At 64.3% G+C, this 13,804-nt stretch carries 9 protein-coding genes; 3 read left to right on the top strand and 6 right to left on the bottom strand.

The annotated features are described in order from the left end of the window. Window positions 1-100 precede the first annotated feature (100 nt). On the top strand, window positions 101-1,849 hold the full coding sequence (locus TV39_RS18380) for an ABC transporter ATP-binding protein (protein ID WP_043484387.1): 1,749 nt from the start codon (window positions 101-103) through the stop codon (window positions 1,847-1,849). Then, entirely contained in the window at window positions 1,846-3,843 is a 1,998-nt protein-coding gene (locus TV39_RS18375; protein ID WP_043484385.1) for an ABC transporter ATP-binding protein, read from the top strand. Before TV39_RS18380 ends, TV39_RS18375 begins: the two co-directional genes overlap by 4 nt. Before the next feature lie 82 nt (window positions 3,844-3,925). On the opposite strand, the gene TV39_RS18370 is transcribed toward TV39_RS18375, so the two are convergent. From TV39_RS18370 to speB, 4 genes are read right to left on the bottom strand one after another with little or no spacing between them, the layout of a single operon-like run. Next, window positions 3,926-5,251, bottom strand: coding sequence for a D-arabinono-1,4-lactone oxidase (locus TV39_RS18370; protein ID WP_043484382.1), 1,326 nt, complete (start codon window positions 5,249-5,251; stop codon window positions 3,926-3,928). After that, window positions 5,248-6,762 carry an aldehyde dehydrogenase family protein gene (locus tag TV39_RS18365; RefSeq protein ID WP_200891051.1) on the bottom strand — a complete coding sequence of 505 codons (1,515 nt, stop codon included), beginning with the start codon at window positions 6,760-6,762 and terminating at the stop codon, window positions 5,248-5,250. Before TV39_RS18365 ends, TV39_RS18370 begins: the two co-directional genes overlap by 4 nt. 12 nt (window positions 6,763-6,774) lie before the next feature. Continuing rightward, window positions 6,775-8,217 (bottom strand): purine-cytosine permease family protein, encoded by a 1,443-nt coding sequence (locus TV39_RS18360; protein WP_043484766.1) that lies wholly within the window; start codon window positions 8,215-8,217, stop codon window positions 6,775-6,777. Next, on the bottom strand, window positions 8,214-9,212 hold the full coding sequence (gene speB / locus TV39_RS18355) for an agmatinase (RefSeq protein ID WP_043484379.1): 999 nt from the start codon (window positions 9,210-9,212) through the stop codon (window positions 8,214-8,216). Before speB ends, TV39_RS18360 begins: the two co-directional genes overlap by 4 nt. 176 nt (window positions 9,213-9,388) lie before the next feature. Between speB and TV39_RS18350 the strand changes: the two genes are divergently transcribed. Next, on the top strand, window positions 9,389-10,882 hold the full coding sequence (locus tag TV39_RS18350; protein WP_043484377.1) for a PucR family transcriptional regulator: 1,494 nt from the start codon (window positions 9,389-9,391) through the stop codon (window positions 10,880-10,882). 183 nt (window positions 10,883-11,065) lie between these two features. On the opposite strand, the gene TV39_RS18345 is transcribed toward TV39_RS18350, so the two are convergent. Both TV39_RS18345 and TV39_RS18340 read right to left on the bottom strand, forming a co-directional pair. After that, entirely contained in the window at window positions 11,066-11,824 is a 759-nt protein-coding gene (locus TV39_RS18345; RefSeq protein ID WP_043484374.1) for an SDR family NAD(P)-dependent oxidoreductase, read from the bottom strand. Beyond that, the gene (locus tag TV39_RS18340) at window positions 11,821-13,224 is read right to left on the bottom strand and encodes a DUF6421 family protein (protein ID WP_043484372.1); all 1,404 of its coding nucleotides are present in this window, start codon (window positions 13,222-13,224) and stop codon (window positions 11,821-11,823) included. Before TV39_RS18340 ends, TV39_RS18345 begins: the two co-directional genes overlap by 4 nt. Window positions 13,225-13,804: the final 580 nt, after the last annotated feature.

The following is a 13,804-nucleotide window of genomic DNA, read 5'->3' as shown; positions in this document are numbered from 1 at the left end:
AACCCGCCCACTTCTGCCGGCCGCCCACTGTTTGCCCCCGGCAACCAGACGTAAACTGACCTTCGAACCACTTCTTGTGGACACTGTGTCAGGAGCCGCCTTGCTCTGGAAACTGCTCGTTGAATACCTGCGGCCGCAGCGGCGGCTGCTGCTCGCCGTCGTGATTTTCCAGCTGGCGCAGTCCATCGCGTCCCTGTACCTGCCCACGCTCAATGCGGACATCATCGATGAGGGTGTGGCCAAGGGGGACACCGGCTACATCATGCGGGTGGGCAGCCTGATGCTGTTCATCACCATGCTGCAGATCGCGTGCGCGGTGGTGGCCGTGTATTTCGGGGCGAAGGCGGCCATGGCCCTGGGCCGGGACCTGCGCGGGGCCATCTTCACCCGGGTGGGGGAGTTTTCCGAGCAGGAGGTCACCCGGTTCGGGGCGCCGAGCCTGATCACCCGCTCCACGAACGACGTCCAGCAGGTCCAGCAGCTGGTGCTCATGTCCGCCACGCTGATGGTGGCGGCGCCCATGCTCAGCATCGGCGGGGTGATCATGGCGGTCCGGCAGGATGCGCAGCTGTCCTGGCTGATTGCCGTCAGCGTCCCGGTGCTGCTGATCGCCGTCGGGCTCATCATCACCCGGATGGTGCCGCTCTTCCGCAAGATGCAGGTGCGCATCGACACCGTGAACCGGGTACTCCGCGAGCAGCTCACCGGCATCCGGGTGGTGCGGGCGTTCGTGCGCGAAGACATTGAAACCGCCCGGTTCGCGCAGGCCAACGAGGACGTCACGGACACCGCGCTCCGGGCCGGCCGGCTGATGGCGCTCGCCTTTCCCACCGTGATGCTGGTGCTGAACGTCTCCAGCGTGGCGGTGATCTGGTTCGGCTCGTTCCGGATCGAGGACGGCTCCATGCAGGTGGGCACGCTGATCGCCTTCCTCAGCTACCTGCTGCAGATCCTGATGTCCGTCATGATGGCCACGTTCATGGCCGTGATGATCCCGCGCGCCGCGGTCTCCGCGGACCGGATCGGCCAGGTGCTCACCACGGAGTCCAGCGTGCGGCCGCCGGAGCATCCGGTCACCGCAGCCGCCGGCCGGGGCGGTGCGGGCAGCGGCGAACTGGAAATGCACGACGTCGGATTCGCCTACCCGGGTGCCGAGCAGCCGGTCCTGTCCGGCATCAGTTTCACGGCCCTGTCCGGGCAGACGACGGCGATCATTGGCAGCACCGGGTCCGGCAAGACCACCCTGGTGAACCTGCTGCCGCGGCTTTTCGATGCGACCAGCGGTTCAGTGAAGTTCGACGGCGTGGACGTCCGCGAGCTGCAGCCGGACCAGCTGTGGGGGCACATCGGGCTGGTGCCGCAGCGGCCGTACCTGTTCTCCGGCACGGTGCGCAGCAACCTGCTGTACGGTAAGCCGGACGCCACCGAGGATGAGCTCTGGCGGGCGCTGTCCACCGCGCAGGCGCAGGAGTTCGTCCGGGAGATGGAGGGCGGGCTGGATGCGCCCATCTCGCAGGGCGGCACCAATGTGTCCGGCGGCCAGCGGCAGCGGATCGCCATCGCCCGGGCGCTGGTGAAGCGGCCCGAGCTCTACATTTTTGACGACTCGTTCTCCTCGCTGGACACCGCCACGGACGCCCGGCTGCGGCAGGCGCTGAAGCACGACACCTCCGGCGCCACGCTGGTGATCATCGCCCAGCGGGTGTCCAGCATCGCGGACGCGGACCAGATCCTGGTGCTCGACGACGGCAGGATCGTGGGCCACGGAACGCACGATGAGCTGCTGGAGACGTCGGAGACGTACCGCGAGATTGTGTCCTCGCAGCTGGCAGCGGAGGAGGCGGTATGAGCGCCACGGGCAGGCCGGCAGGCGGGGCACCCGGCGGGACTGCCGCCGTCGAACGCATCCCCAGGCCGCGCGGCGGCCCCGGGCACGGCGGACCGTTCGCCGGGATGAACGTCCCCGCCGAAAAGGCGATGAACTTCTGGCCGTCCGCCAAGCGGCTGCTGGGCACGCTGCGGCCGGAGCGGCTGTGGCTGGTGCTGGTGATTGTGCTGAGCGTCGCCGCGGTGGCGTTGTCCGTGATCGGGCCGCGGCTGCTGGGCGAGGGCACCAACCTCATCTTCGCCGGCGTCGTGTCTAAACAGCTTCCGGCGGGGGTCAGCAAGGCGCAGCTCATCGCGCAGCTCCGGGCCGCGGGGGAGAACCAGAAGGCGGACATGCTCGGTGCCATGGCGCTGACGCCGGGGCAGGGGATCGACTTCACCGCACTGGCGAATGTGCTGCTGTGGGCGCTGGCGCTGTATGTGCTGGCGTCCGCGTTCATGTGGATCCAGGCGTACATACTCAACGGCGTGGTGCAGCGGACGGTGTACCGGCTGCGCGAGCGGATCGAGGCGAAGATCAACCGGCTGCCGCTGCGGTATTTCGATTCGATCCAGCGCGGTGAGCTGCTGAGCCGGGTGACGAACGACGTCGACAATATTTCCCAGAGCCTTCAGCAGTCCATCAGCCAGGCGGTCACCTCGTTGCTGACCGTGCTGGGCGTGCTGGTGATGATGTTCCTGCTCTCGCCCACGCTGGCGCTGATTGCGCTGGTGACCATTCCGCTGACGCTGGTGACGACGACGATGATCGCCAAGCGCTCGCAGAAGCTGTTCGTGGCGCAGTGGAAGCACACCGGCGAGCTGAACGGGCAGATCGAGGAGACGTACACCGGGCATGCATTGGTCAAGGTGTTCGGCCGGCAGCAGGAGGTGGGGGAGCGGTTCCGGCAGAAGAACGCGGAGCTGTATGAGGCGAGCTTCGGCGCGCAGTTCATCTCCGGGCTGATCATGCCGGCCATGACGTTCATCGGGAACCTGGTGTACGTGGGGATCGCCGTGGTGGGCGGCCTGCAGGTGGCGTCCGGGGCGATGCAGCTGGGCGATGTGCAGGCGTTCATCCAGTACTCGCGGCAGTTCACCCAGCCGCTGGCCCAGCTGGGGTCCATGGCCAACCTGCTGCAGTCCGGGGTGGCGTCGGCGGAGCGGGTGTTCGAGCTGCTGGATGAGGAGGAGCAGTCGCCGGAAGCTGCTGGTTCTGCGCCCGACGGCGGACGGGGCCGGCTGGTGTTCGAGAACGTCTCGTTCTCCTATTCACCGGACAAGCCGCTGATTTCGGACCTTTCGTTGGTGGCTGAGCCGGGGCAGACGGTGGCGATCGTGGGCCCCACGGGGGCCGGGAAGACGACGCTGGTGAACCTGATGATGCGGTTCTATGAGATTGATGCGGGACGGATAACGCTCGACGGCGTGGACATCACCTCCGTTTCCCGGCGCGAGCTACGCTCGCGGATGGGCATGGTGCTGCAGGATACGTGGCTGTTCGGCGGGACGATCCGGGACAACATTGCGTACGGCCGGCCTGACGCCACCGAGGAGGAGATCCTGCAGGCGGCGACGGCGACGTATGTGGACCGCTTCGTGCACTCCCTGCCGGAGGGCTACGACACGGTGCTGGAGGACGAGGGCGGGAACGTTTCGGCGGGCGAGAAGCAGCTGCTGACGATTGCCCGGGCGTTCCTGGCCCGGCCGTCGGTTTTGATTCTCGATGAGGCCACTTCTTCGGTGGATACGAGGACCGAGGTGCTGGTGCAGAAGGCGATGAGTGCTTTGCGGTCCGACCGGACGTCGTTTGTCATCGCGCACCGCCTGTCCACGATCCGCGACGCCGACCTCATCCTGGTGATGGAAGCCGGGCAGATCGTAGAGCAGGGCACGCATGCTTCACTGCTGGCTGCGGGCGGGGCTTATGCGAGGTTGTATGAGGCCCAGTTCGCGGCTCCGGTGGCGGAGGTTTGATCGGTTGCCATTAAATGAATGGAGGCTCCGTACTCATATGAGTACGGAGCCTCCATTTGGTGATGAAGACAATTAGCCCGAGTTAGCCTACGAGGGCCCGCGTGTGGTCGTTGAGGAACATTCCGCGGGGATCAAATTCGCGGCGGACCTGCATAAAGGTGTCCAGTTCCGGGTAAAGGCGCTCAAGGCGGGCCCGTGTCATGAAGTGGATCTTCCCCCAGTGGGCCCGCGGCTCGAATTCCTGCAGGACAGCGTCGGCATCCCGGAAGAACTGCCAGTAGTCGGTTCCCGGCTGGGTGGTCAGCGTGATGACAGTGCTGTCACGGCCTTGGAACTGGGACATGTAGGCGTCGTCGGCTTTCACCCAGCGGACTTCCACAGGGTACTTCTGCTCGGGGTACCTGCTGCGGATCAGGTCCTGGATGGCCTCGACGGCGGCCAAACCGTCCTCACTGCGGACGAAGTACTCCAGTTCATGGAACTGCGTGGTGAAGCCGCCGGGATAGATCCGGTACGAACGGTCCAGCCGGGCACCTTCAACGCCTGAGATCTGGCGTTCGTCCTGGACGTCCACGATGTTGTACTTCTTGGTGTAGCTCCGGCCGCCCATCCGGTAATCCGGCGAACCCGGCAGGTCCAGAAGCTCGCACGAGTCGTCTTCGGGGCACCAGAGAAAGGAGTAATGCCTGTTGGAATCGATGTCGGACTGCCACGTTTCCGCAGTTTCCGCCCAGGTGGGGTAGGTGATCTCTTCCTGCAGGTAGTACCTGTCTTCGACCGCCAACTCGACTTCCAGGAAGATTCCCAACGTGCCCAGGGCTACCTGCGCGGCGCGAAGTTCGCGGAGCTGGCCCTCGCCAATCTCTACGATTTCGCCGGAGCCGTTGATGAGCTTCACCCAGCGCAGCTTGGAGGAGAAGCTGCCAAGGTCTTTGCCGGACCCATGGGTGCTGGTGGCCAGGGCACCTGCGATCTGCTGCTTGTCGATGTCGCCCTGATTGCTGAGCGCCAGTCCCTTGTCCCACAACGCGTCCCCAAAGGCGTTGATGGTGGTACCGGCCAAGGCCCGGGCGCGGCGCCCCACCCGGTCGGTGCCGGTGATGGCGGAGAGGCCGGACATGTCCATCAGGACGCCGCCGGTTTGAACCAGGGGTGAAGACGAATGACCTGAGCCGACCGCCCGCACAGGCAGGCCTTCGCGGATGGCGAAGCGGACGGCGTCGAGCGCTTCCTGTTCACTCCCCGGCCGGACCGTAAACGCCGGCGTGGCGCTTTGGTTCCCGCCCCAGTTGGTCCAGGTGACGTCCGTGCCGAAGGGGGCGGAGGGCGTGGAGGCACCTGCCAAGGAGGCGGGACGGGAGACGTTGGTGGTCATGGTGAAAGCTCCGTTGCTTGTCTGGGTGCTCATGCGCTGTGGTTAATCATGACGTGCTTGGTGCGCGAGTAATCATCCAGGGCGTAGAGCGACAGGTCGCGGCCGTAGCCGGATCCCTTGAATCCGCCCCACGGTACCTCGCAAGCCAGGACCAGGTGGGCATTGACCCAGACGGTGCCGAAGTCGAGTTGCTTGGGAATCCGCAGGGAGAGGCTGGAGTCCTTGGTCCATACCGAGGCGGACAGGCCATAAGGGCTCTCGTTGGCCCGGGTGACGGCTTCTTCGGTGGTGCTGAAGCTCTCGACGGTGACTACGGGGCCGAAGATCTCGTGGGTGGCGATGTGCGCGCCAGCCGGGACGCCGCTGATGACCGTTGGCTCGATGAAGTAGCCGGGGCCTTCCAATGCCGAGCCGCCAATGGCGATATCAAGGCCTCCCGCCCGGGCTTCGGCGAGGGATTCCTTAACACGCTCGAAGTGGGGGCGGGAGATCATGGGACCGATTTCGACATCGTCCCCTGCCGCCGGAGTGCCCACTACCAATGTGCCAACCTCCCGGACCAGGTGCTCCGTGAATTCTGCCGCCACGGACTCATGGACCAGAACGCGGCAGGCGGCACCACAATCCTGGCCGGCATTCCAGAAGCCGGCGTTCCGGACTCCAGCGGCGGCCGCGCGGAGATCGGCGTCCGGGAAGACAACGACTGGAGCTTTGCCGCCGAGCTCCAAGTGGACGCGCTTCACGGACTTTGCGGCGGTTTCCGCAACGGCCTGGCCACTGACAACGCTGCCCGTCAGCGCCACCAAGGCGACGTCAGGGTGCTCGGAAAGCCGCTGCCCAACCGTCCTTCCCTGACCGGTGATGACATTCAGGATGCCATTGGGGATGCGTCCGGCCACGAGTTCGGCCAGCTTCAGCGTGGACAGCGGGGTCTGCTCGGAGGGCTTCATGACGATGCTGTTGCCAGCGGCGAGAATCGGTGCGATCTTCCAGGCGGCCATCAGCAGCGGGTAGTTCCAGGGGGTGATGACGCCGACGACGCCCACGGGTTCGCGGAGGATCACGGAGGTGTGGCCGGTGGCGTAGTCGCCGCCGGCCATCGACGTCAGCGTGCGGGAAGCGCCGGCCATGAAGCGGAAGGTGTCAATGGTGCTGGTGACATCATCCTCGGCCACGGCGTGTGGCTTGCCCGTGTTGGCGGACTCGATGACCTCGAACGCTTCGCGGTTGGCCTCGATGATGTTGGCGATCAGGTTCAGGACATCAGCCCGTTCCTTGGGGGTGGTGGCTCCCCAAGATTTCTGGGCTGCGACGGCGGCTTCAACGGCGACGTCGACGTCGGCAGCGGTGCCTTCCTGGACGGATGCGATGATCTGCTCAGTGGCGGGGTCCACGACGTCGATGAACTGCTGGGAGGAGCCCGGAACAAACGATCCGTTGATGAAGTGGCCAGCGGGCGGGAGCGGCAGCGGCACGGCACCGGCGGAAGCCGGGTCAGCGGAGGAACGTCGGACGGTGAACTGTTCGGCCTGGGTGGTGGTCATGATGGTTCGCTTTCAGATGAGGTCTGGGGTGAGTGCAGGGGAAGGAAAGGCGGCGGGTTCCGTCTTTTGACGGAATACGCGGGCAGCGACGTAGTAGAGGGGAGCAACCACTACCAGCCCGACGATCCAGGAGATGTCCACGCTGCCCATCGCGGCGGCCAGCGGGCCTGTGTAGATCGCGGTTGCCGAGAACGGGACCTGGATCAGGGCGCCCGCTACGTAGGAGCCGATGGCGACCCAATTGAACCGCCCGTACACACCGCCGTCGCGCTTGAAGAAGTCTTCCACCCGGTAGTCGCCATGCCGGAGAAGGTAATAGTCCACCAGGTTGATGGCCGTCCAGGGAACCAGCACGTACATCAGGAAGGACAGGAAGTTGGTGTAGAAGAGGATGAAATTGTCGCGGGCAAACAGGGCGATGCTGACGGCGAGAATGAAGAGGATGACTGCAGCGATGCTGCGGGTCTTGGCACGCGGCAACCACGTCGGCTTGAACGTCTGCCCGATGGTGAGGGTACAAAGAACACCGCAATACAGGTTCATGGCGTTCGACGCCGCGACGCCCAGGCAGAAGATGCCGACGATGATCAGGGTCCACGGCTGGAGCAACGCGCCCAGGCTGCCGACGATCTCCACGTCGCCGGCGCTCACGGTCATGGCGAGCGTTCCTACCAGCGCGCCAAGGATCATGGGGAACAGGGTGCCCAGGACGCAGCCTGAATACGAGGCCCAGAACGCAGGGCCGGATCCTGTGCCTTGCGGCATGTAGCGGGAGTAGTCGGAGACGTAGGGTGCGTAGGCCAACTGCCACAGGGCGGAGACGGAGATGGTCCCCATGAAGCCCACCCAGTTGAAGTTGCCTTGCTCCAGGAAGCTGGCCGGCAGGCCGTGGACCACGAGGATCCAGCCGAAGGCCAGCAGCAAGGCCAAACCGGCGGCGACGCTCAGGAAGCGTGCATACGCGTGGATGAGCCTGTAACCGAAAATCGTGGCGATAACGCTGACGACGCCGATAATGATGATGCCCGCGTCAACGCTGATGCCCGGGCTGACTGCGGCCATTGCTTCGCCACCGAACACGAGGTTCGCGGCGAAGAAGCCGACGTACATGACCACCACGATGACCACGATCAACAATGCACCGAAGGAGCCGAACTGGCCGCGCGTCTGGATCATCTGTGCCACGCCCAGTTGCGGGCCCTGGGCGGAGTGCAGCGCCATGAAGATGCCGCCTACAACGTTGCCGATGATGATGCCCACGATCGCCGGCACAAAGCCGAGGCCGAACACTGTGGTGGCGAGTCCGCCGGTCACGATGGTCATGATCATGATGTTGGAGCCGAACCAGATGGTGAAGAGGTCCCTGGCTTTGCCGTGGCGTTCGTTGGCCGGGATGGGCTGGATGGTCTTATCTTCGAGCCGCGGTACTTCTGTTGCCGGAGTGTCAGTGCTCATGATGCGGTCCACGTGGCTTCTTGAAGTTCACGGACAGGGGTGGCCTTGCTGCGGTTAACCATGAGCCCGAGAAGGTCGAAGACCAGGGTGGCCGCGGCGAGGGTGGTGATGTCCGCATGGTCGTAGGCCGGTGCGACCTCCACGACGTCGGCGCCCACAATATTGATGCCGTTCAGTCCGCGGAGCAGGGCAAGGAGCTCACGGGAATGGAGCCCGCCCATCTCCGGGGTGCCCGTGCCGGGTGCGAAGGCGGGATCCAGGACGTCGATGTCGATGGAGACGTACACCGGGGTGTCGCCGAGCCGGTCCTTCACCTGGGCGATGGCCGCCGGAACACCGATGACGTCCAGGTCCGAGCAGCGGATGATCTGGAATCCGAATTCGTGGTCGCGGAGGAAATCGTTGCGGTCATAGACCGGTCCGCGGATGCCCACATGCATGGACTTGTCCTCCACAAGCAGGCCTTCTTCAAATGCCCGCCGGAAGATGGTTCCATGCGTGACCGGCTGATCAAAGTACGTGTCCCAGGTGTCCAAATGGGCGTCGAAGTGCAGCAAAGCCACCGGACCGTGGACCTTGTTCAGGGCCCGCAGCATGGGCAGCGCGATGGTGTGGTCGCCGCCGATGGAGATGAGCCGCTTGTCCTCCCTGATCAGGGGCAACGCCTGCTCCTCGATTTCACGGACTGCCCGGGTGATGTCGTAGGGAGTGCACGCAATGTCGCCGGCATCCACAACCTGGGCTTCGCACACGGGCTCTACGTCGAGCTCGGGGTGGTAGCCGGGGCGCAGGAGGCGTGAGGCCTCGCGGACCGCGGCAGGACCGAAACGGGCGCCGGGCCGGAAGGAGGTTCCGCCGTCGAAAGGTACACCGACAATTGCGATGTCGTAGTCCGGGACGCGGTCAATTTGGGGGAGGCGGGCGAAGGTGCCGAGGCCTGCATACCGGGGGACTTTGGTTGCGTCGACAGGGCCGATGGGCTTGTGCGTTGTCATGCCGGATCCTTGGGTTGAGGGGTGCTCGCCATTGAGCGGGAACTAAGTAATTCCATTGTTGGTGACGCGGATCACCGCGGATAGCGCTACATTGACTACAAATGGCCGAGGCGCTTAGACGAATGTCTAGGTACCGCCCCAGCAGGCCGGGAATCAAGGAACCAGGACGGAATCCGATGGCAATCACCGTGGCCGAGCTCGTGGCTGAACCGCAGCTGGGGCTCACCCTCATTGCCGGCGCGGCCGGGCGGGACAATCGCATCACGTGGGCCCACACCTCCGACCTTCCCCGGCTCTGGGAATGGGTCACCGGCGGGGAACTCATGATGACCAACGGCCTGTCCATCCCCGCCGATGCCCCGGGGCAGGTGGCGCTCGCAGAGGCCCTGATGGATTCGGGCGCCAGCGCCTTGGCCATCGGCGAGAAAATGCATGCGCCCCCGCTGCTTCCGGAGTTCCTTGACGCCTGCGACCGGCTGCCGCTGCCCCTGATCAACATCCCCTACCCGTTGCCGTTCATCGCGATCGCCCGCTCGGTTGCCGAATCTTCCCTGCTCGAAGAGTCCCGCCGCCTGCGCCAGACGGCCCGCGTTTACGATCTGCTCAGAACGGCGGGGGCCTCCGAGGACCATTGGCAGAGCCTCGTCCAAAGATTGGCGACGGAACTGGACGCTGAACTCTTCGTGGTGGATCGTCGCTGCCTTCACCCCTGGCATCCCGACGGGCAATCACTGCCGGCGTTCCTCGCGGACGAGTGGGCGCCGCTCTCCGGGCAGGTGTCCCTGGCGGGCAAGAACTTCCAGTGGCATCGGGTCAGGGGCCGCCACGTGTTGACCATGGACATCCCCACCCACGCCAACGCGCTCCTCGTGGTGCTGCCCAGGAGCGAACCGCACCCGGACGCCGTCGTACTTTTGCATGCGGCAACCGTGCTGGGACTCCAGCTTTCGCGCATTGTCCTGTCGCTGGAAGGGCAGCATCGGCTGGCGGGTGAGTTCCTGCTGCAGGCAATGGAAGGCCGGCTTGGGACGGCGGAGATGGAAAGCCGGTTAGCGGCTTTCGGCGTCCCGGCGCAGGATTTTATGGTCGCGTCGATCTCGGCGGACGACGGCGAACAGCTGGCTAACGTCCACATTGAACTTTGGCGTCACGGAGTTTCAGCGGCCTCCTTGAGGCGGAACAACAGGCTTCACGTTGTGGTGCCGGCGGATGTCCCCGACGACGTGCTGGTGCACTGTGCCGGGTCCAGTGCCGCGATGGGCATCAGCGCCCCGACGACGGTTGCCGGTATTCAACGGGCATTGCAGGAGTCCCTCTGGGCGCTGGGATCGGCCCGGGCCAACAAGCTGGGGCTGGCCCGGTACGCGCAAGGTCCGTCGTGGCTGGGGCTGACCGGCTTCGAGGAAGGAACCGCGCTGGTCCGTCGGCTTTTGGGTCCGATTTTTGAATACGAGCAGAGCCAGGAAGGCGATCTGATAGTCACGCTGAGGACGTATTTGGACTCGCAGCGTTCGTGGCAAAAGACTGCTGCTGCCCTGTTCGCGCACCGGCAAACCATCATCTACCGGATACGGAAAATCGGTGAGCTGACGGGGTTGGACATGGGTGAAACGTCCACGCTTGCACAGTTGTGGTTCGCGCTGCAGATTCACGAGGCGATGCGGCGGTAGTTACGCCCGACGGCGCCGGGCGGGGGTTATTCGCGGTTGTACGGGACGCAGTTCGCGGCTCCGGTGGCGGAGGGTTGGGGAGCGGGCGCGGTCTTTTGAGACCGCGCCCGCTGCAGGTATGCCGGGTCGTGCAGGCGCTTCGCCAGTACCTGTGGGACGCCTGCTTTGGATCAACGCTGAGGCTTATGCCGGCACGCCCGCGAGGTTGCCGGCCGTGAGGGGCAAGCGCTGCCCGTTGATCTGTTCTGCCTCCAGATCGAAGATCCGCTGTACAGCGTCGGCAAGGACACTGACATCGGTGTAGCCAGGGAATTTGCGTTCCGGCTGGGCTGCGCGCATCCGGTCATCGACCAGGGCCTTGACGATGAAGACCAGGGCGGCCGAATGCTGAGCGGAGTGGGGGCTTTCATTTCCTGCCTGCAGGTGCCGGAATCCGTCGGCCACGGCCAGTGTCCATGCCTCGGCGGCGGACTTGACAGCGGCATAGGCGGCGCCGCCCGCTGTCGGCGAGGAGGCGGACTGCGCGGAAACGACGGCCAGGCGACCCGCAGGGGAGGCAGCCAAATCGTCGTAAAAAGCGCGGCTGGTGTTCCTCAATGTGGTGAGGACGCTGGTGTGCAGGAAGTCCCAGTCTTCATCCGTCTGACCGGTAATTCCGGTACCGCCCCGCCACCCCCCTACAAGATGGATCAGGCCGTCCACGGGACCCAGATCGTTCCGGACAGACGTCGCCAGGTTCTCAACGGCTTGCAGGTCCGCGAGGTTGCAGACATAGCCCGTGACGTTGTCGTACGCGACCGCGAGCTCCTGCACGCGATCCTCAAGGATGTCCACGGCGGCCACGCGTGCCCCTGCTTGCGAGAGGGTATGCACCACCGCGACGCCTGCGGCGCTTGTCGAACCGGCGACGACGACCGTACGTCCTGAGAGATCCTGGCTCATGCGTCCGCCTCGCCCTTAGTCTTCACAGGGCTCTTCCCGGTGATCCCGGCAGTTGATTCAATGACGGGGCGCATCTTCTTCTCCAGTGCTTCGTAGAACATCGACAGGGGGAATTCGTCATCAAGGATCTGGTCCGTCAGACCCTTGGGCGGACCGTCCAGCGGAAGGGCCTCCGGTCCCTTGGCCCATACGGAGGCCGGGTGGGGGGTGAGGGTTTCCGAGACGAGCTCGTAAGCAGCCAGCCAGTGTGCGGTCTTCGGCCGGTCGATTGAACGCCAGTAGAGTTCCTCGATGCGGAGACCCAGCTCGACGACCACGCCGGCGACGTCCGTCCAGTCGATGCTCAACTTTCCATCGGTCCAGTGCAGGACCCGGTGCTGGTGCATCCAGGCGAACAGCAATTGGCCGCCCACGGCGTCGTAGTTACGGACCCTGTTCCCTGTAATCGCGAAACGGAAAATGCGGTCGAAGATCACGGCGTACTGGACCAGCTTGGCGTGCTTGCGGGCGTCCTCGGAAGCCGTTTCGTCCCGCTCGATGAGGACGGACTCGCGGAAGGCGGTCAGATCGCACCGGAGCTCCTCCAGGGAGTACAGGAAATACGGCATCCGCTGCTTGATCATGAACGGGTCAAAGGGCAGGTCACCGCGCATGTGGGTCCGGTCATGGATCAGATCCCACATCACGAAGGTCTTCTCCGTGAGGTGTTGGTCGTCGATGAATTCCGCGGCGTCAGCCGGCAGGTCCAGGGAAGTGATGCCGGCAGCAGCTTTTAGGACGCGACGGAACCGCGCAGCTTCGCGGTCCGCGAAGATACCGCCCCACGTGAAGGAAGGGGTGCTCCGGACCGCTACGCTCTCGGGGAAGAGGACTGCGGAGTTCGTGTCATAGCCGGGCGTGAAGTCAATGAAGCTGATGGGGACGAACAGCTTGTTGGAGTAGCTTGTTGCCTCCAGGTCGGCCACGAATGAAGGCCAAATGACCTCGATGAGGACGGCCTCGAAGTAGCGGTTCGTGCTGCCGTTCTGCGTGTACATGGGAAACAGAACCAGGTGCGGCAGCCCGTCGATGCGCCACTGCTCGGGGTGGAAGGCTACCAATGAGTCGAGGAAATCCGGTACGGCGAAGCCCTCGGACGCCCACCGCTGGAAGTCCTGCACGAGCAGCTCAAGGTAGTCCGTGTCGTGGGGGAGGTGGTGGCGCAGATCGTTGAGTGAGTCCGCAATGATGCCGACATTCCGGCGCGCCTGGCCGTGGTCAGCGGGTTCCGGAACGGAACCGTCCTGCACTTGTATTTGCTGCAGCCCGACGACGGCTGCCTTCAGAGCCTGCCATGCGGGGAGCGCCTTGAGGTCTTCTGCCTGGATGGTTGTCACTTCCGGGTTTGCGATTACAGACATGCTCTTTCCTTCCGTTGAGAGGATTCCTGAAGAAGCTAGCAGTGCGTAAGCATCCGTGAAGCACAATTCCAAAATGCATAAGAAATACTTTTGCTCAGGAACTGCTCTTTAGCGCAATGCCTGCGTCTGACCTTGGGGTCGGTGTTTTTGAGACCCCCCAAAAACGGCGCATTACAACGGATAGGCGGCGGTCTTGGGACGAGTGGAGGTTCGGCTTCTGCACCCTGTGCCCTCAGTGGCATTGGCTGCCCGCCGTCTGCCAGCGCGCCATAGCAGATCATCAGAGCCGCTTAGTCACCGAGTGAGATCAAATCAGCAACTCTTGGGCTCGGGTTGGATTGCCACCGCCTATGCGTAAGGACTTGACCCGTCGGACGTGCAACATTCGCCACGCCAAAAGTCGCTTCGTTTGCCTGTGTTAGCTTGATCACCGTCCTTCCCCGCCCGAGGGCTTCGGAAGGCCCAAATTCACCGCAGCTACCTTTTCGGAGGCACCATGGGACTTGGCTCCCGCACACAAAGAAGTGATCGGACTATGGCGGCCTATCTGCTCGACACGGCAGTCGCAGAAGCCTGCACT

The sequence above is a fragment of the Arthrobacter sp. SPG23 genome, assembly GCF_000876655.1.
In the GTDB taxonomy this organism is placed as follows: domain Bacteria; phylum Actinomycetota; class Actinomycetes; order Actinomycetales; family Micrococcaceae; genus Arthrobacter.
This window is presented reverse-complemented; position numbering and strand designations above follow the sequence as displayed.

Bases quoted from the DNA above. Each gene is read 5' to 3' on its own strand.
- TV39_RS18375 (WP_043484385.1), top strand. From the start codon at position 1,846: ATGAGCGCCACGGGCAGGCCGGCAGGCGGGGCACCCGGCGGGACTGCC.
- TV39_RS18340 (WP_043484372.1), bottom strand. From the start codon at position 13,224: ATGTCTGTAATCGCAAACCCGGAAGTGACAACCATCCAGGCAGAAGAC.
- speB (WP_043484379.1), bottom strand. From the start codon at position 9,212: ATGACAACGCACAAGCCCATCGGCCCTGTCGACGCAACCAAAGTCCCC.
- TV39_RS18370 (WP_043484382.1), bottom strand. From the start codon at position 5,251: ATGAGCACCCAGACAAGCAACGGAGCTTTCACCATGACCACCAACGTC.
- TV39_RS18350 (WP_043484377.1), top strand. From the start codon at position 9,389: ATGGCAATCACCGTGGCCGAGCTCGTGGCTGAACCGCAGCTGGGGCTC.
- TV39_RS18365 (WP_200891051.1), bottom strand. From the start codon at position 6,762: ATGACCACCACCCAGGCCGAACAGTTCACCGTCCGACGTTCCTCCGCT.
- TV39_RS18360 (WP_043484766.1), bottom strand. From the start codon at position 8,217: ATGAGCACTGACACTCCGGCAACAGAAGTACCGCGGCTCGAAGATAAG.
- TV39_RS18345 (WP_043484374.1), bottom strand. From the start codon at position 11,824: ATGAGCCAGGATCTCTCAGGACGTACGGTCGTCGTCGCCGGTTCGACA.